Origin of the sequence: Micromonospora sp. NPDC020750 (assembly GCF_044334565.1) — a bacterium.
Taxonomy (GTDB): Bacteria; Actinomycetota; Actinomycetes; order Mycobacteriales; family Micromonosporaceae; genus Micromonospora.
Map to the genome: position 1 here is coordinate 421,479 of NZ_JBIRTH010000005.1, position 17,602 is coordinate 439,080.

General features: G+C 69.7%; 15 protein-coding genes. 6 read left to right on the plus strand and 9 right to left on the minus strand.

All coding sequences use genetic code 11. The features are described 5' to 3' along the window. Nucleotides 1–35: 35 nt before the first annotated feature. Nucleotides 36–980, minus strand: a complete 945-nt coding sequence (locus ACH4T9_RS18340) for a prenyltransferase (protein WP_396672250.1) — start codon at nucleotides 978–980, stop codon at nucleotides 36–38. Nucleotides 981–1,594: 614 nt separating this feature from the next. Here ACH4T9_RS18340 and ACH4T9_RS18345 point away from each other — a divergent pair. The 3 genes from ACH4T9_RS18345 to ACH4T9_RS18355 all read left to right on the plus strand — a co-directional run bounded on the left by ACH4T9_RS18345 (nucleotide 1,595) and on the right by ACH4T9_RS18355 (nucleotide 7,086). Further along, entirely contained in the window at nucleotides 1,595–3,610 is a 2,016-nt protein-coding gene (locus ACH4T9_RS18345) for a ricin-type beta-trefoil lectin domain protein (protein ID WP_396672249.1), read from the plus strand. 143 nt (nucleotides 3,611–3,753) lie between these two features. Continuing rightward, nucleotides 3,754–6,012 (plus strand): carbohydrate-binding protein, encoded by a 2,259-nt coding sequence (locus ACH4T9_RS18350; protein ID WP_396672248.1) that lies wholly within the window; start codon nucleotides 3,754–3,756, stop codon nucleotides 6,010–6,012. Nucleotides 6,013–6,105: 93 nt separating this feature from the next. Further along, entirely contained in the window at nucleotides 6,106–7,086 is a 981-nt protein-coding gene (locus tag ACH4T9_RS18355; RefSeq protein WP_396672247.1) for a DUF2804 domain-containing protein, read from the plus strand. On the opposite strand, the gene ACH4T9_RS18360 is transcribed toward ACH4T9_RS18355, so the two are convergent. The 3 genes from ACH4T9_RS18360 to ACH4T9_RS18370 all read right to left on the minus strand — a co-directional run bounded on the left by ACH4T9_RS18360 (nucleotide 7,071) and on the right by ACH4T9_RS18370 (nucleotide 11,476). Beyond that, on the minus strand, nucleotides 7,071–8,885 hold the full coding sequence (locus ACH4T9_RS18360) for a glycoside hydrolase family 2 protein (protein WP_396672246.1): 1,815 nt from the start codon (nucleotides 8,883–8,885) through the stop codon (nucleotides 7,071–7,073). The genes ACH4T9_RS18355 and ACH4T9_RS18360 overlap by 16 nt on opposite strands. After that, nucleotides 8,882–10,249 (minus strand): MFS transporter, encoded by a 1,368-nt coding sequence (locus ACH4T9_RS18365; RefSeq protein WP_396672245.1) that lies wholly within the window; start codon nucleotides 10,247–10,249, stop codon nucleotides 8,882–8,884. Before ACH4T9_RS18365 ends, ACH4T9_RS18360 begins: the two co-directional genes overlap by 4 nt. A gap of 294 nt (nucleotides 10,250–10,543) precedes the next feature. After that, nucleotides 10,544–11,476, minus strand: coding sequence for a zinc-binding alcohol dehydrogenase family protein (locus tag ACH4T9_RS18370; protein WP_396672244.1), 933 nt, complete (start codon nucleotides 11,474–11,476; stop codon nucleotides 10,544–10,546). Nucleotides 11,477–11,638: 162 nt separating this feature from the next. On the opposite strand from ACH4T9_RS18370, the gene ACH4T9_RS18375 reads away from it, so the two are divergent. Beyond that, nucleotides 11,639–12,013 carry a winged helix-turn-helix transcriptional regulator gene (locus ACH4T9_RS18375; protein ID WP_396672243.1) on the plus strand — a complete coding sequence of 125 codons (375 nt, stop codon included), beginning with the start codon at nucleotides 11,639–11,641 and terminating at the stop codon, nucleotides 12,011–12,013. Nucleotides 12,014–12,087: 74 nt separating this feature from the next. Here ACH4T9_RS18375 and ACH4T9_RS18380 read toward each other — a convergent pair whose 3' ends face one another. Both ACH4T9_RS18380 and ACH4T9_RS18385 read right to left on the minus strand, forming a co-directional pair. Beyond that, nucleotides 12,088–12,819, minus strand: a complete 732-nt coding sequence (locus ACH4T9_RS18380) for a hypothetical protein (protein WP_396672242.1) — start codon at nucleotides 12,817–12,819, stop codon at nucleotides 12,088–12,090. 63 nt (nucleotides 12,820–12,882) lie between these two features. After that, nucleotides 12,883–13,734: a MerR family transcriptional regulator gene (locus ACH4T9_RS18385; RefSeq protein ID WP_396672241.1), complete on the minus strand. Its 852-nt coding sequence runs from the start codon at nucleotides 13,732–13,734 to the stop codon at nucleotides 12,883–12,885. A gap of 165 nt (nucleotides 13,735–13,899) precedes the next feature. On the opposite strand from ACH4T9_RS18385, the gene ACH4T9_RS18390 reads away from it, so the two are divergent. Both ACH4T9_RS18390 and ACH4T9_RS18395 read left to right on the plus strand, forming a co-directional pair. Beyond that, complete coding sequence (locus tag ACH4T9_RS18390; RefSeq protein ID WP_396672240.1) at nucleotides 13,900–14,808, plus strand: hypothetical protein; 909 nt, start codon at nucleotides 13,900–13,902, stop codon at nucleotides 14,806–14,808. A 935-nt stretch (nucleotides 14,809–15,743) separates the two neighbouring features. Further along, on the plus strand, nucleotides 15,744–15,872 hold the full coding sequence (locus ACH4T9_RS18395; RefSeq protein ID WP_396672239.1) for a hypothetical protein: 129 nt from the start codon (nucleotides 15,744–15,746) through the stop codon (nucleotides 15,870–15,872). Nucleotides 15,873–16,422: 550 nt separating this feature from the next. Here the strand turns inward: ACH4T9_RS18395 and ACH4T9_RS18400 are convergent. The 3 genes from ACH4T9_RS18400 to ACH4T9_RS18410 form a co-directional block, all read right to left on the minus strand. Then, nucleotides 16,423–16,746, minus strand: coding sequence for a dihydrofolate reductase family protein (locus ACH4T9_RS18400; RefSeq protein WP_396672238.1), 324 nt, complete (start codon nucleotides 16,744–16,746; stop codon nucleotides 16,423–16,425). 117 nt (nucleotides 16,747–16,863) lie between these two features. Further along, nucleotides 16,864–17,361, minus strand: a complete 498-nt coding sequence (locus ACH4T9_RS18405; protein WP_396672237.1) for a hypothetical protein — start codon at nucleotides 17,359–17,361, stop codon at nucleotides 16,864–16,866. 87 nt (nucleotides 17,362–17,448) lie between these two features. Then, nucleotides 17,449–17,598, minus strand: a complete 150-nt coding sequence (locus ACH4T9_RS18410) for a hypothetical protein (protein ID WP_387022996.1) — start codon at nucleotides 17,596–17,598, stop codon at nucleotides 17,449–17,451. Nucleotides 17,599–17,602 lie beyond the last annotated feature (4 nt).

Below are 17,602 nucleotides of genomic sequence, written 5' to 3' on the forward strand. Positions count from 1 at the left end.
AGCCCCCCACCGCTCTTCGCTCCGGCCAGGGCAGCTCAGGCGCGGGCCTGCCCCTGCCCCGAGGACCTGCGGGCCAACCACAGCCGGTGGGCGAACAACAACCCGTAGCCGGCGAGGACCGCGCCGAGCAGCGCCAGCGCACCGGCGTCGGCGGAGCGGCGCGCCGCGTCCAGGATCACGCCCAGCATCGCCGCCGCGACGATCAGGGACACGTGGTTCGAGGCCCAGAACACCACCGGTGTCATACTCCTGGGATCGAGGTCACGCATCGCGCCGCCCCGGAGCTGCCTGACGAGCCAGACCGAGAGCGGCGCGGTGGCGGCCATCGCGGCCCAGACCAGCCACGGCAACCAGCCGAGCAGCGCGAGGACCGTAAGCATCGCGTACGCGACGAACTGCGCGCCGACGATCATGTGCACCGCCGGCTGGTAACCGACGATGACGGGCAGCGTGCGCTTGCCGACCATCGCATCCGACCGGCGGTCACCCAGGTTCATCACCATCATCCGGGCCACCTGCAGCACCGCGGTGGGCGCCAGCACGGCCAGCAGCAGCATCGGTACGGTGCCGGCCTGGAGCACTGCCGCGACGGCGGGCCACAGGCCGTTGAGGATCGCGGCAACCGTCAGCTCGCCCGCGCCCCGATAGTTCAGCCGCAGCGGCGGCGCGGTGTAGAACCAGGCCAGCACCACGGCCCCGGTGGCGAGCACGCGCGCCTGCCAGGACGGCATGACGGCCACCATCAGCGTCGAGGCGCTGAACAGTACGAACGCGGCGCCGAGCGACACGATGGGTGCGACGGACCCGTCCACGAGCGCCCGGCTGCCGCCCGTCCACGGGGTGAAGTAGACGTTCGCCCGGTCGGCCTCCAGGTCGAAGTACTCGTTGCAGTAGTGGGTCATGACGTGGACCGTCCACGCGAACAGTTGCGCGACGACGTACCAGGTGAGATCGAGCGGGTAGCCCTGGTGTACCGACACCGCCACGGCGAGGCCGACCGGCAGGACGTTGTACAGCAGGAAGCGCAGTCGGGCCAGTCGGAGGAACCCCCTCCAGGAAGTTCCGTCCCGCCCGGCGGCAGCTTGACGAGGTCCTGGGACCAACTGAGATTCCCGTATCGCGGCCATGGTTGACGCCTCCCCGTAGTCAGACAGTGGCAGCAACCTATATCTCGGGGAACGGCAACGGAAACGATCTGTCCGGAAAAAGCTCGATACCCCCTTCGGCGGACACGTCCATTTCGCCAAGGACCTGAGGGGCCGCCCGTGGCCGTACGCCCGCCCCGGGGCGACATCGGGCGACCGTGTCGAGGCGAGCACCGGCTGCACCTGGATGGACATCCGGTTGACCGATCCGCACCCGCGTCAGAGGCGATTCATCGAAGCCGAGAAGACGAATCGCGCCAAACCAGCCGCAGACAGCTTTTTTTGCGTCTTGACTAAACCATTGAACGTTGCTTTGATCAGCACTCATTGATGTTCCTGCAAGGGCCGCGTCGATGGCCGTCCGTCCCGCCCCGTTCCCGCGCCGCGTCGAGTCAACCCGTCCCGTCGGCTTGCCGCTGCATCCTTGCTTCTGTGGAAGGAGTCCCTCCTTGTCCCCCTCCGGGAATCCGCCGCACGACCTGCCACCCAACCGCCCGCCCACCGCCACCCGACGTCCACGCCACCGCGGGTTGGCCACCGCCCTGCTCGCCGTCTGCGTGCCGGCAGCCGCTGGGATCGCCGTGGCCACCGCCCCGTCCGCCTTCGCCGCGCCGGTTTCTGTCGGTGTCCATCTCACCACCACGTCCGACGCCGCCGGCCGTACGGTCACGCGCGGACTGCAGCAGCAGACACCGGTCGGGTTCGCCGCCAGCAGCCCGAACGCCGACCAGACCATCACCGTCGACGACTCGGTCCGCTACCAGACCTTCGAAGGCGGCGGCGCGTCGATCACCGACACGACCGCCCACCTTCTTCGCGGCGGCGTCGTCAGCGCCGCGACCCGCGATGCGGTGATGACCAAGCTGTTCAGTCCCACCACGGGCATCGGGCTGTCGTTCGTGCGCAACCCGATCGGCGCCTCCGACCTGTCCCGGCCGGGCAACACGTCGCTCGACGACACGTGCTGCGACCTGTCCGATTTCGGCACGAACGGCTATGACACCAACGTGCGCCTGCTCACCCAGCAGGCGAAGCAACTCAACCCGGAGTTGCGGGTCAAGGGTGTGCCATGGAGTGCGCCCGGGTGGATGAAGACCAACGGTCGGATGGACCAGATGGGTTCGCTGAAGACCCAGTACTACGCGCTCTACGCCCAGTATCTGGTGAAGTACATCCAGTCGTACGCCCGCGCCGGCGTGCCGATCAACTACATCTCCGTGCAGAACGAACCCAACTGCTGCAAGGCCGACAACCCCACGGAGATGAACTATCCGGGTATGGCCTGGACGCCCGACCAGCTCATCGACCTGACCAAGAATCACGTCTACCCCGCGCTGCGGGCCGCCGGCCTCACCACCAAGGTGATGGTGCAGGACTTCAACTACGGCGACTACTGGACCCTCGGCCAGAACCTTCTGCAGGATCCGGGCATCCGGACCGACCCGCTCTTCGGCGGCATCGCCTGGCACGGCTACTGGGGCGAGCCCAACATCGGCACCGTGGTGCACCACGACTTTCCGAATGTGCGGCAGTTCAGCACGGAGCACTCGGGCGGGACCTGGATCAGCAACCAGCACAACGAGGACCTCGGCGACATCGTCAACTACGCCCGCAACTACAGCAGCAGCCTGATCAAATGGAGCCTCGCGCTCAACCAGAACCACGGCCCGCACAACGGCGGATGCGACGTCTGCACCGGTCTGATCACCGTGCAGGAGGGCGGAGCACGGGCCGGTCAGGTCGACTACACCGTCGAGTACTACACGACCGGCCATCTGACGAAGTTCGTCCGCCCCGGCGCGCAGCGGATCGACTCCACCGAGACGTGGGGCGTGCAGAACGTCGCGTGGCGCAACACCGACGGATCCAAGGCGCTCATCGTGCACAACCCCGCCGCCAACGCCCAGCCCGTCAAGGTCAACTCGGGTGGCCAATCGTTCACCTACACCATGCCGGCGCGTACCACGGCCACCTTCACCTGGAACGGCGCAGCGACGCCACCGACGACCCCGCCCGCGACCACGACGCCACCGACGACCCCGCCGCCGACCACCCCGCCCCCGACCACGCCGCCGCCCACGGGTTCCGGGACGGTCACGGGTCTGGGCGGCCGGTGTCTCGACGTCGTCGACAAGCAGAGCGGTGACGGAACGCCCGTGCAGATCTGGGACTGCCACGGCGAACCGAACCAGCAGTGGTCACGCCCCGGGGACGGGACGCTTCGATCGCTCGGGAAGTGTCTCGACGTAAGCGGAGCGGCTACGAACAACGGTGCCAGGGTTCAGATCTCGACCTGTAACGGCACCGCCGCCCAGCGCTGGACGGCCACCACTGCCGGCACCCTGGTCAACCCGCAGTCCGACAGGTGTCTGGACGTCGTGGACGTCAACAACTCCAACGGCGCCCGGCTGCAGATCTGGGACTGCCACGCCCAGCCCAACCAGACCTGGGTCCTCAACGGATAGCCGTACCGGGTCCGCCGTGGGCTGCCCTGTCCCGGTCAGCTCACGGCGGACCGCACTCGGGTCAGGACAGGACCCGCATCGATCCCCATAGTCCGTCGAATGGCGCCGGCCACGAGGACAGTCCCCGATATCGAGGAGGCGCCATGAGGCGTTCCACCATGACGGCGCTGGTCGCCGCATCGACGACCCTGGCTGTGCTCACGAGCACGCCGTCCGAAGCCGGCACGGCCGGCCACCCCGGACAGGGCGCGCTCGTGTTCGGCACCTACTCCGCAGGCGCCGAACACGCATGGCGACAGCTGCCGACCGTCCGCGTCGGCGACGACAGCGGCCGACCCGTCGACGCGACCGTCGTGGTCGACCCCAGTCGGACCCGCCAGCGATACGCGGGCATCGGGTTCTCCCTGGACGAGACCAGCGTCTCCAACCTGTGGAAGCTCACCCCGGCAAAGCGTGAGGAGGCCATCCGGCTGCTCGTCGACCCGAAGACCGGCGCGGGTCTCGACCGGTTCCGCCTGACGATCGGCAGCCCCGACCTGATCGAGCATCTGCCGTTCTGGTCGGCGGACGACCTTCCCCCCGGGGTCACCGAGGACTTCGGTCTCAAGCACTTCTCCATCCAGCGCGACATCGACCTGCACATCATCGACACCGTCAAGCTGATCCAGCGTTACAACCCGCGCGCCACATTCTTCGCCTCGGCCTGGAGTGCCCCGGCGTGGATGAAGACGAACAACCGGTTCACCGGCGAGGTCGCGCTCCAGCCCGGCAGCACGACCAACTACTACCAGGTCGGCAAGCTGCGCGATGACTGCATCGACGTGTTCGCCCGCTACTACGTGAAGTTCGTCCAGGCGTACGCGAAGCGGGGCATTCACGTCGACGCGCTGACGCTGCTGAACGAGCCCGGCATGGACGTGGTCTACCCGGCCATGGACATCAGCGTGGCGCAGCAGCAGAAGCTGGCGCTCGCGATCGAGCGCGAACTCGCCGCCGCCCGGCTGCGCACCCAGCTCTACGTGCACGACTTCAACTTCTGGGACTGGCGCGACCCGAACAGCGCCGAGACGAAGAACTACCACCGCATCCTCGACGACGCGCCGGACGGCTCCGTGACCGGTAAGCAGGTCAGCCGCGCGACCGACGGCATCGCCTTCCACCCCTACTGGGGCCACCCACGGGTCATGCGCGACGCGTACGAGCAGACCGGCAAGCCGGTGCACCTGACCGAGACGAGTGACCTGTCCCCGGCCACGGTGCTGAGCTACTTCCGGCTCGACGCGAGTTCGTACGTCATGTGGGCGCAGACCACGGACCAGGACGGTGGGACGTTGCACTGGACGCCCTCGCGCGACAACAACATCGACTGGGCGGAGGTCGGCCGGACGACGAAGTGGCCGAACCGCCTGGTCAAGGTGAACACCTCGACCCGGGACTTCACCGTCCGGGACGAGCTCTACCAGCTCGGGCAGTTCTCGAGGTACCTGAACCGTGAGCACGTGCGGGTGGAATCGAGCGCCACCAGCGGCGGCGTCAACAACGTCGTCTACCGGGACAGGGACAACTTCGTCGCCGTCCTCGGAAACAGCAACGGCGCTCCCGCCACGACGCGCGTCGTGCTCGCCGACAGGTCCTTCGTCGTCACGGTGCCGGCGCGTTCGTTCGCCACCTACCGGTGGAGGGCTGAGCTGCCGTCGGCCCGAGGCAACCACGCCCCGGTCCTGCGTGACGTCGCCGACGTGGTCGCCGACCAGTACAGCACGGTTCAGGTGCCGCTGACCGCGTTCGACCGCGACCACGACCGGCTCGCCTACTACGCGCCCGAGCTGCCGGACGGCGTCCGCATCGACGCCGCCACAGGCGTGGTGACACTCCACCCGACCGTCGCCGGCGAACAGAACCTGACGTTCACCGTCACCGACGGCATGGCGAACGACACGGTGACTGTTCGCGTGAACGTGCGGCCGCACGGCGCACCGATCGGCGAGCGGATCGAGGCCGAGGCATACGTCGAGCAACACGGGTGGACCGAGGGGGGCAGCAACTTCATCGAGAACAATCCGGCGGCCAGCGGCGGCAGGAACGTCGGCTGGACCGAGGGGGGCAAGTGGCTGAAGTACCGCATCGACGTCGCCCAGGCCGGCACATACGACCTGGAGGTCAGGGTCGCCACCGGCACGGGTGCCGGCATCACGGACGCGCTGTCACTGCGCGATGCCGCAGGCAGGGTCCTGGCCACGGTCTCGGCGCCGGACACGGGCGGCTGGGCCGCCTACCAGTCGGCGCACGCGACCGTCGAGCTGCCGGCGGGCGACCAGGTCGTCACGCTGTACTGCGAGACCTGGGGATTCAACCTCGACTACCTGCGGCTCACGCCCCGGACCCTGTCCCGCGAATCGTGAGTCGGAGCTGACCGACCACGGTTGGGCTGTGCCGGCACCGATGCTGCCGCGTCGTCGCCGGCGCGGTCCCGCCGACCGGATACCCTCGCCGTCGTGACGCACGAGAACGAGATCACCGAGCCGACCGACCTGTGCCTACCGGGCGGACGGCTCCAGCCCGCCGCAGTCGGCTGGAGCCGCCGCCCGCTGCACCGGGCGAACCTGCGCGGCTGGGGCCGCAACAAGCGCTGGGAGTACTGGGGCGTCGTCACCCCGACCCACATCATCGGCCTGGTCGCCTCGTCGCTGGACTACGCGGGCGTGCACGGTCTCTACGTGCTCGACCGTGCGACGAAGGTCGAAATCGACAGGGGTGCGGTGGTCCCCTTCGCCCGGGGCACGGTCTTCCCGCCGGTCAGCGGGGCAGGCGCCGTGCGCGCCCACGGCGGCGGGCTCTCGATCGACATCGACCAGGGGCCCTCGGGGACCACGATCCGCGCCACCGCCCCCGGTCTGGAGGTCGATCTCGTGGTGCCGCTGCCGGCGGGTCACGAGTCGCTCGGCGTGGTGGTGCCCTGGAGCACCCGCCGGTTCCAGTACACCGTCAAGGACGTCGGCCGCCCGGTTCGCGGCACCCTCCGGGTGAACGGGGTGGATCATCCGGTCGCCGAGGCGGACTCCTTCGCCGTCCTCGACCACGGCCGCGGCAGGTGGCCGTACGCGATCCGCTGGAACTGGGCCGCCGGCAGCGGCCCGGGTCGGGCGATCCAACTCGGCGGTAAGTGGACCGACGGCACCGGCTCGACCGAGAACGGCCTCTTCGTCGACGGCCGGCTGCACAAGATCGGCGACGAGCTGCGCTGGGAGTACGACCGTGCCGACTGGCTGCGGCCGTGGCGGATCACCGGTGAGCGGGTGGCGGTGGAGTTCCACCCCTTCCACGAGAAGATCGCCCGGACCAACTTCGGTGTGCTCGCCAACGAGACGCACCAGTGCTTCGGGCACTTCACCGGCTGGGCGGCCACCGACGACGAAGAGCGGGTCGACCTGGACGGCCTGGTCGGCTGGGCCGAGGAGGCTCAGAACCGCTGGTGACGTAGCCGGGCGTTGACCTGCCGGACCACCTCCTCGGGCAGCTTGAGCACCCGCCGGTCGTAGCTGAACAGGCCGTTCAGTTCGTCCTCCACGTCGGACAGTTGGGTGTAGACGGTGGCGGTGAGACCGTCCGGGATCGCGGGCACGATCTGTTCCTCGTGCAGCCGGGTGAACGCCCCGGCCAGTTCGGCGCCGGTGCGGTAGCGCTTGTACCCGAACTCGGCCGGCCCGAAGGTGTGCCCGTCGACGCGCAGGTGGTAGCCGCCGTACTCGGAGAGCACCAGGGCCCGGCGGTCCCGGCCCGGCGCAGCGCCGACGCGGACCGCTCCCCCGCCCGGCGCGGCGTCGCGGCGTGGTCGACGCCGCGACGCGCGGAAGCGGCGGAAGTAGACGTGCAGGCTGCGCAGGTCGCCGCCGCCCTGATCGTGCCAGCCGCTGGCGTGGTCGACGGTACGGGTCGGGTCGAGGGCGCTCACCTCCCGGGCGACCTCGGCTGCGTCGAACTGCCCCCAGCCCTCGTTGAACGGCACCCAGACGGCGATGCTCACCACGTTGCGCAGGTGCTCGACGGTCTCGCGCACCTCGGCGCGGAACTCGTCGCGCCCGGCCGCGTCGGCGCGGCCGAACCAGCGCCGCCACCCGCCCCGGTCGGGCAGCCGCAGCGGCGTCAGCACCGGCGCGGTGATCACCAGCGGACGGTACGCGCTGCCGCCGTTGACCATGTCCTGCCAGACCAGGATGCCGAGCCGGTCGCAGTGGTGGTACCAGCGCAGCGGCTCGATCTTGATGTGTTTACGCAGCATGGTGAAGCCGAGCCGCTTCATCGCGGCGATGTCGGCGACCATCGCCGCGTCCGACGGCGCGGTGTAGAGGCCGTCCGGCCAGTAGCCCTGGTCGAGCACCCCGGCGTGGAAGTACGGCTCCCCGTTGAGCAGCAGCCGGGGCACCCCGTTCGCGTCCGGCCCGACACCGAACGAGCGCATGCCCACGTAGCCGCTGACCCGGTCGTCGCCGTAGCCGACGGTCACGTCGTACAGGAACGGGTCCTCGGGTGTCCAGGGGCGCACCTTGGGCAGCGGCAGGCGCACGGCGGTCCCGGCGGCGGCGCTCGCCTCGGCGACCACGACGCCGCCGGCCAGGATCCGGATCTCCGCGTCGCCCACGGCCGCGCTCGCGTGCACGGTCACCTCGACACAGCCCCGCGCCAGGTGGGGCGTGAGGGTGAGCCGCTCGACGTGGGCCTCGGGGACGCACTCGGCCCAGACGGTCTGCCAGATCCCGGACTGGGCGGTGTACCAGATGCCGCCGCGGCGCAGCTTCTGCTTGCCCCGCGCGTGCCAGCTCGTGTCGCTGTCGTCGCGCACCGCGACGACCAGCACGTTCTCGCCGTCGCGCAGCGCGTCGGTGACGTCGCAGCGCACCGGCAGGTAGCCGCCGGTGCGCCCGCCGACGGGCACCCCGTTGAGCAGGACGGAGCAGGTCTGGTCCACCGCGCCGAAGTGCAGCAGCACCCGGTGGCCGGGCCGGTGGAAGCCGTCGGGCAGCCGCAACGTGCGGCGGTACCAGAGGGTCTGGCCGGGCAGCAGCTGCCGCCCCACCCCGGACAGCGGCGCCTCCGGGGAGAAGGGCACCAGGATCTCACCGTCGTAGCGCGCCGGCTCCCGGGCGTCGTCGGTGATCGCGTACGCCCACCGGCCGTTGAGGTTGAGGTAGCTGTCCCGGACCAACTGCGGACGCGGATACTCGGGCAGCACCTGGTCGGGGTCGAGCGCCTCGCCCCACTCGGTCGTCAGCGTCACGCGTCCTCCCTCCCGGCCCGGTGGCGGCGCAGCGCCAGCACCGGCACGACGATGAGGGTCAGCACGGCCAGCGCCATCAGGAAGATGCCCGGCGTCGGCACCTGTTTGACCACCCCCAGGTCCTGGTACGTCCCGTCGGCGTTGCTGATCACCGCCGCGCCCAGGTACGGGCCGATCAGCATCGGGATCAGGATGGCGAAGACCATCCGCAGCCCCTGCACGTGACCGGCCCGCTCCGGCGGCGAGTGGTCCCGTACCAGCGCGCCCAGCGGCGCCAGCACCAGCATGAAACCGGACATCATCACGATCCCGGCGCCGATCACCGGCAGCGTGCCCCGGGCCAGGAACATCAGCAGCAGGCCGGTGCCGTAGACGGCCGCGGCCGGCAGCACGAACCGGACCTTGCCGACCCGGTCGATCACCCGGCCGGCGAGCACGCTGACCACCGACGCGGTCACCAGCACGGCGGCGAGCACCACGGCGTACCCCTCGACCTTCAGGTAACGCTGCAGGTAGATGACCAGGTACGGCAGGAAGACCTGCGTCGAGATGCCCCAGACCGACCACGCGGTCAGGGCCAGGTAGAGGCCCGGGTTGGCGCGCATCGCGGACGGCCGCAGGCCGTGGAACACCGAGCGCAGGTAACCGGCGTCGTTGCGTACCAGGGTGGGGCTGTCCTCGACCAGGAACCAGGCGGCGACGCCGGCCCCGGCCATCACCGCCCCGATGATCAGGAAGAAGGTCCGCCAGTCACCGGCGCGGGCCAGCCCGTCGAAGCCACCGAAGATCACCAACATGGCGAGCAGCGGCATGATCGCCAGCACCGCCTCGACCCGGCCACGGTTGGCCGGCCGGGTCACGTCGGTGACCCACGCCTGGAACGCCGCGTCGTTGGCGCCCGAGCCGAGGAACGACATCAGGCAGTCCAGCGCGATCACCGCGAGCACGGTGAGCAGGACGACGTTCGCCACCGGCGCGATGTCACCCGTCGCGCCCACGGTGAGGAAGCCGAACGCGGCGGTGCAGACGCCCCAGAGCAGGTAGCCGCCCGCGACGAACGCCCGGCGCCGCCCGAGGCGGTCGGAGAGCGCGCCCAGCAGCAGCGTGGCGAGCGTCGCGGTGGCGGCGCTGGCGGCGACCATCGTGGCGATCACGGTCGGGTCGGCGGTGACCGTGTCGTAGACGAAGAGGTTCAGATAGATGTTCTCGACCGTCCAGGCCATCTGGCCCACCATGCCGAGCAGCACCACCGCGACCCAGGTACGCGAGCGCAGCCGTACGGGATCGCCGGTGGGCGCGTCAGCGGCGCCGCGGTCGTCGACGCGCGGCGGGGCGGGGGGCGGCACCGGATGCGGGACGGACATGGCGACCTCCTCGATGGTCAGCACATGATGAACCACGTTCGCCGCCTGCGAGAACGGGGTCCGCCCCGGTCACGATGAGTTCCGAACCGGTGCTCGATGGTCGGTGGCCCCGGCCCGGTCGGCCATCGGATGGGTGCGGGCCGTGTCCTGGTGCGGGGAAATCAGCCTCCCTCCCGTCGGGGGAACAGACCGGCGCCGCGTCCATTCGTACGCGGCGCCGGCTGGGCCGGTGATAATTGCGGTTTCACGACCTGGTCCCTGTGAGCCGCCGGCCGGCCCTGTCGTGCAGGGCGATCAGGGCGTGAGGATGGTCTTGCCGACCGTCGCCCGTTCTTCGAACGCCTGGTGAGCTGCGGCGGCTTGAGCCAGCGGCATGACCGTGCCGATGATGGGCCGTAGTTCGCCAGAGTCAGCCAGCGCGAACGCGTGGTCGCGCAGCCGGGCCAGATGGTGCGCGGGGAGGGCCACGGACGCGAAGCCGGTGACCGACACGGCCCGCTGGTAGACGGCGAGCGGGTCGAAGCGCGGCGGCTGCCCGCTGGTCGTTCCGTAGACCACCATTCGGCCGATCGTGGGTGTCAGCAGGTCGAAGGCGGCCTCGGACACAGCACCGCCGGTGCTCTCCAGGACCACCGAAACGCTGCCGCCCACCGCGTCTCGGACGAGTTGGGGCCAGTCGGGTGCGGTGTAGTCGATCACGATGTCGGCGCCGAGTTGCTTGGCCACCGCGAGTTTCGTCTCACCTCGGGCAGCGGCGATCACCGTGGCGCCGGCGCGTTTGGCCAACTGCACCAGAAGGCTGCCCACGCCTCCGGCGGCTGCTTCGACCAGGACCGTGTCTGCCGACGTGAGGCCAGCAGCCTCGGCCACGCCGACCGCGGTCGCCCCTTGGCCCAGCAACGCCACCGCCGTCCGGTCATCGAGCCCCTCGGGCAGCGGCACCGCCGACGCCGCTGGCAGGATCGCCAGCTCCGCGTAGCCGCCGCCGGACGTCGCGCCGACCACCTGCCCGCCGACCGCCGTGGCATCCACCCCGGATCCGACCGCGACGACGGTGCCCGCGATCTCGAATCCCGGCGCGAACGGCAGCGGAAGATCCGGCATTACCGAGCGCATCAGGCCGGCCCTGATCTGCACGTCGGCAAACCCGATGCCCGCGGCCGTGACCCGGACCAGCAGCTGCCCGGGACCCGGTCGTGCGTCGGGCACCTCGTCGACACGTAACACGTCAGGCGGACCGTACTCATGGAACCGAACAGCACGCATTCTCTCTGCCCTCGCTCTCGGCGATCGTAAGAAGCCAGCGGCCCGAAGCACGGGTCGCCGATTGCGAAGGTATCCATGAGATATTGGTTACTTCAAAGGTATCTAACTACCGTAAGGGTACTGATGGATCCGCTTGACCCCGACATGTTCCACCCCGGGTGCCCCAGCAGCGTCATGCCGATCCGCATCGGCGACAAATGGTCAGCCTTGATCATCGTCTGCCTTGAGCAAGGCCCACGCCGGTTCTCCGAGCTTCGCGTCCCCATCCACGGCGTCACCCCCAAGGTGCTCACCCAGACCCTGCGCGCACTCGAACGCGACGGCATGATCACCCGCACCGTCTACGCCGAGGTGCCGCCACGAGTGGAATACGAACTGACGCCACTGGGACGCACGCTGCTCGACCTCGTCGCAGCCTGCCGACACTGGGCACACGAGCACATGGGCACCCTCCTGGCCGCCCGCGACGCCTACGACCACACAACTCGACCCGCCTGATACGTCGACGCCCACCCACCGAACCCCGGGATCCGCTGCCGACGGCGGTCCGGGCCGTACGACCGGTCAAGGGCTCACTCGCCCGGGCCTGCGGGGGCGACCCCGTTGTCGACGAAGTCGAAGGTCCGGCCCTCACCCGCATCGCCCTCGCCCACCCGTTGGGCGGTCAGGCCCTGCCCGTCCACCGCGCGCAGGTAGACCTTGCCCTCGCCGCCGATGGTGTACGTCGGGCGACCCTGGTTCCTCTCCTGCGTCTTCTCGATGGCGAACAGCTGACCGGCCCGGCTGGAGTCGCAGGCGGCCGCCACGACCGTCGCCGGGGCGCTGCCGTTGTCGCGCAGGCCCATACAGTCGGGCTCACCGCCGCTGTGTGCCTTCGCGGTCCTGATCTGGTACTTGTTCCCGCTGGCCGGCAGCAACACGAACAGACTCTTGTCCGTGTCGCCGTCGGTCAGGTTCAGCCGACCCTTGGCGTCGACCGCCAGGATCGACTCGAACGACCCGACCGGCCGCAACACGACCTGCCGTTCACCCCGCAGGATCGGGTCGGCGCTGCCCGCCTGCGACCCGCCTTCCGACCCTGAGCCGCCGGTGGGCGAGGGCACGTTCCCGGTCGCGCCGCCGTCGGTGGTGGGTGCCGATGTCGTCGGCGAGGCGGCGGAACTCCCGGCCTCGGGGGCCGGTGTGGTGCAGGCCTGCATGGATGCGGCGACACCGGCGGTCAGCACCGCCGCGGCAGCGGCACGAAGGACAGACGTGGGGCGGATCAACAGGTTCAGCATGGCCAACTCCTTAGTGATCTCCATCAGTAGGCTAGCCCGCTACCGGCTCCCGCGCAGAAGTCGTACAGCCGCAGGGGTCTACGTGGCTCACCGTTCGTCTGGACCCGCAACGGCCCGCGCGGCGGGTCGGTAGGGGAATCCGACGTCGACGCAATGCTCATCGTCTGCGGCGGTGGCCCAGTTCGGGAGGTAGACCTCCCGTGCTGACGCACTCAGCACCTGGTCGTGATCGCGAAGCCACGTACCGATCGCGTCGTAGGCCTGCAGGATCGCCGGGTACGTCGCCTGCGCTTTCGTGAGCGACACGTACGCCTGCCGGTGTGCTCGCTCGATCCGGACCCCGACCGGCCCTTCAGGCTCCACCGGGTCGCCCGTCGGGACACACACCTCGACGGGCCCGTCGGAGTCCTCGCTGACCAGCCCGTGGTAGGCGACGAACACCGGGCCGGACAGCACGCCGCGGGCAGCGGTGAGGTGGTCGAACAGCAACTGCGTGACCTCGGGCAGAAAGTCGGGAAGCCGATCGGCGGTCACGTGTCGCTGGGTGAAGATCACCTTTTGGGCGGGTACGTCACGATTATGCACCTTGTAGGCCATGGGAGTTCCTTGATCGTTGAGGAGTTCCAACAGGTGGCTCACCAGCGGCCGGCGGGCGGAGTGGCTGGTCTCGGCGTCACGCCAGTACGACTCCACCCTGCTGACCGACTGCGGGCCGGAGACGCTGAGCACGTCGGCGATGTCCGCCAGCGGCATGCCGATCGCGCGGAGCAGAGTGATACGGCGAGCGCGGTCGAGCTCGTCGGGACCGTAGTACCGGTAACCGGTGTGGGGGTCGATGTGCGCCGGGGTCAGGAGTTTCCGTCCGTCGTAGAGGCGCAACGCCTTCGGACTCAGTCGTGACTGAATCAGGAACTCACCGCTCGTCAACCACCGTGGCATATCGGGACTCTGTCCCCTGCCCCTGGGGCGAGGTCAAACATGACGGCTGGCCACACACGCGAAACGGCGACCCCCTGGTCCGACCACGCCTACGTCGCCGAGCGCTACTGACGGTTACTGCTGGCCGTGGTAGCTGCCCGGTGGGCCCGTGACATGATTGCGCCCATGGGGAAGCAGCAGGACGTCGGCGGGCCCGACGGTCACAGCGGGTCAGATACCACCGCCCACCGTACGACCGGTGACAGCGTCGACGCGCGGCTCGCCCTCGCGCAGGACCCCGCAACACCACAGATGGCCCTCTTCGAGTTGGCGTCCGACCCGTCGGCCGTGGTCCGTAAGGCCGTGGCGGCCCGGGCCGACGCACCCGCGCAGGCACTGCGACCGCTGACCCGGGACTACGATCGTCAGGTCCGGGAGGCCGTCGCGAGGAACCCTTCGGCCTCGGTCGGTAACCTCCTGCGTCTCGTCAAGGACGACGACCGGTGGGTCCGGTGGGCGGTCGCCGGCAACCCGGCTTGTGACGAGTCGATTCGCCGGGTGATGTCCGAGGCATCCGACAAGGAGCTTCGTGGTCTCCTCGCGGAGATGCGGGAGTTGGAGCCTGAGCTGGCCGCCAGGCTGATCGACGACGTCTCACCCGAGGTACGGGAACGACTCGCCACCCACACCCACGACCCCGACGTGATCACCGCCCTGATGGCCGACCGCACCGCACGGGTTCGCAAGGGGGTCGCCCGCAATCCGCGGACCACCGCCGAGCAGCGCAGCGCGCTCGCCCAGGATCCCGTGGTCGACGTCCGCGTCGCACTGGTCCGCTCGGTCGAACTGGCCGAGGCGGATCTGGAACAGCTGGTCAACGACCGTTCGGTGCAGGTCCGACTGGCGATGGCGACATCCGAGTTCATCCCGCCGCACATCCGGCAGGCCCTCGGCCGCGATCCCGACGAGATGGTGGCCGACGCGGCGCGGGATTCCCGCCCGGCGGCCGGTAACTCCCCGGTGATACAGGCCCCCCGCGTCGGTCACCGGCGCTCCGGGACCGGTCCAGGTCGACCGGGCGGCGCAGCGCGCTAGGGCCGGCGTCGAAGTCATCGACGCAGCCGCCCTTTGGTGGCGACGATGTGCGCGGTGGCGTCGGGGTGCAGGGCGGCCTGTCGTGGCGTGATCGTCTGCTGATTTGTGAGACAACACGCCGGGCGAGTTCTCCAGAATCAGCAGACGATCATGAAGTCCGTCCCACCCCAGGGGGCGGGGCGGGAACTCCGACGCTCTCGTCGTCGCCGACCCGCGGGCCTGCTGGTCCCTGGCCGAGCAGGCTGGTCACGCCGATCCGCAGGCGATGCAGCGGCTGCCGCGTACGGCGGTGTGGGCGGCTCGGCCACCCCACCGGGGTACTCGAAGCCCGGCCCTGGCCCGGTAGATGATCACCGTCGCACTGGACGCCGGCGCACCCGGTCGGCTGGGTGACCGGGGACGACGTCTACGGCGCTGACCTCGGCCTGCGCGCCCACCTGGAACACCGCAGGATCGGTTAGGTCCTGGCGGTCGGCGGTTCGCCGAACCAATCGCGCGGTCCGGTCCGGTAAAAGATCATCGACGCGCCGGGCAACGCGACCCGGTCCCGACATCGACTCCCTCTCGAACACCCCATCGGTTCGGTAGGGAGAGACGAATGACGAGATGGAAACGGACAGTTCGGCGCGGGTCGGTTCCCGTCCTGGCCCTGTCCCTGGCAATGGCCGGCAGCTACCTGGTGGAGCCCGGCCCCGGACGCCAGAAGGCGACCTTCTACCAGCAGCGGATCCATCACGCTGAGCACGGCGATCGACCCGGCGCAGCCCTTCACGAACACGCTGGACGTCAGCGTCTCTCCGTACAAGAAGGAAGAGGACAAGACCGAGAAGGAAAAGCTCGCCCCGGCACCGAACACGACCATCGACGGTCAGCCGGCGTACAGGTTTCCCCTTGACGGACCCGCCACGACGGTTCGGGTCGGCAAGAGCGGAGGCGTGCTGGTCGACGCGACCGCCACCGGCTCACTGCCTGGACAGCTCGGCCCGAACGGCGTGCTGACCACGCACCAGGGCCTGAAGCTGGTCGATAAGCCGGCGGACTGGTCCAGCCCCCTGAAGGGCTGAACCGACCGACGAGCACGATGCTGGCCCGTCGGCTGACGCCGGCGGGCCACCCGTCCTCAGCCATGTCCGACCTCCCGCGAATGCCCCGGAAGGTCGCCGCCACGCCGCCCCATGCCGCTCCATGCCAACCCGTACGCCGGGCAGTCGGGTGGCGGCCTGACAAATGCGCCCCGCACCCGGTCGGGGACCTACCCTTCGGCCCCTTTGGAGCTGCCCCGTCCACGCTACCGCTCCCGCTCCCGCTCTATCGATAGCACAAACGGGGCAGCTCCAAAGGAGCCAACGGAGGGTGGGCCGACCCGACAGGGGCCAATGATGTCGGCGTCGCCGCACCTATGTGTCTCCGGTCGACAGAAACGCTGTCCATCCGCGTCACCGACGACCGCGCCACAGCCGACGTGAACGAGGCCATCGCGAATGCAGCCAGCTCAGTCGCTGGACTGGACGCATCATCTCCCGCATCCACTGCCAACTCACGCAACGCTGACCGTTTGAGAGCCGCGAACCTGGGTTCCACGATGCGGCCGGCTCGGGCTGACGACCCCGATGGCTACCTGATCGGCTCGTACCGCATCACCACCGCCCCCGAGGCGAACTCCAGCCGGCTCACGAGCTTCAAGTCGACATGCTTCGACAGACCCGCGAACAGTGTCGGCCCGTGACCCGCTATCCGGGGATGCACCACGAACTCGTACTCATTGATCAGACCCAGCTCTGCCAACGCCAGCGGAAGCTGCACGCCTGACACGAACAGCCCCTTGCCCGGCTCCCGCTTGAGCTGCTCAACAGCCTTGCCCAAGTCCCCGCGCACAAGCTCCGCGTTCCAATCGACCCGCTCGTCGACGAAGGCCGACTGCGTCAGGTCCTCCAGCACCAAGGCAGGTGGTGCGTTCCTCGACCAGGCCCACCAGCGACTGAGGGCCCGCGATCGGTTCGACCAGGCGTGACAGGCCTCGGCTCAGCGAGGCGGCCGAGGGACCTCGCGCCGCCCTCAGATCTGCCGCACGGCCAGCAGGCTGAGGGCAACCACGAGCACGAAGCCCGCCCCGACGGTGATCGTCCGAATCCGGACCCGGAGGTCGGCGTCCCACCTGTCGCCGGTGCCAGCGGCACGGCGGGCCAGCGGGGTCAACGCGCGCCCGACACCGAATCCGACCCCGGCGAGCATCGCGACGTGCAGGCGCTGACCGCCGAGGAGAAGTGCGGCGGCCAACACGTACGGAGCACTCGCCGAGACGTAGGTGCGGACCCCGGTGCCGAGTTCGAAGCCGAACTGCAGCGCCCCGCGCCGCAGGCTGCGCTGAAGCACGTCCTGCGGTACCTGCCGGGCGTTCTGCGGTAGCCGGATCGGTACCAGGCCCAGCTCGCGGAGCAGCCCCAGCACCGCCACCGCCACGATGCCGGCGTACCGCCACGGGCCGGGCAGGGGAGCCGACAGCCCGGAGAGCAACCCCAACACCAGCCCGCTGAGCGAGCCACCGACGATCAACCCGGTGACGAACAGTGCGAGGACGACGCTCTGCCGATCTCTATCTCGCCACCCGGGCGAGGCCAGCGCGTGAGCGCTGTTGTGCGTTCAAACCGAGCCGGAGAGCGTGTAACCGGCGAGCCCTCCGACCATCGCCCAGGTGAGCACGTTCCCGTACGCGGCGGCGGCGAGCGCACCGACGGCGAGCAGCAGGAAGGGTGCGAGAGGATCACCGCCCCAGCGACGTACTGCCCGCACAGGG

What these genes read in the sequence shown, in the direction of transcription:
- ACH4T9_RS18350 (WP_396672248.1), top strand. Translation starts at nt 3,754, where the DNA reads ATGAGGCGTTCCACCATGACGGCGCTGGTCGCCGCATCGACGACCCTG.
- ACH4T9_RS18365 (WP_396672245.1), bottom strand. Translation starts at nt 10,249, where the DNA reads ATGTCCGTCCCGCATCCGGTGCCGCCCCCCGCCCCGCCGCGCGTCGAC.
- ACH4T9_RS18375 (WP_396672243.1), top strand. Translation starts at nt 11,639, where the DNA reads ATGGATCCGCTTGACCCCGACATGTTCCACCCCGGGTGCCCCAGCAGC.
- ACH4T9_RS18380 (WP_396672242.1), bottom strand. Translation starts at nt 12,819, where the DNA reads ATGGAGATCACTAAGGAGTTGGCCATGCTGAACCTGTTGATCCGCCCC.
- ACH4T9_RS18385 (WP_396672241.1), bottom strand. Translation starts at nt 13,734, where the DNA reads ATGCCACGGTGGTTGACGAGCGGTGAGTTCCTGATTCAGTCACGACTG.
- ACH4T9_RS18390 (WP_396672240.1), top strand. Translation starts at nt 13,900, where the DNA reads ATGGGGAAGCAGCAGGACGTCGGCGGGCCCGACGGTCACAGCGGGTCA.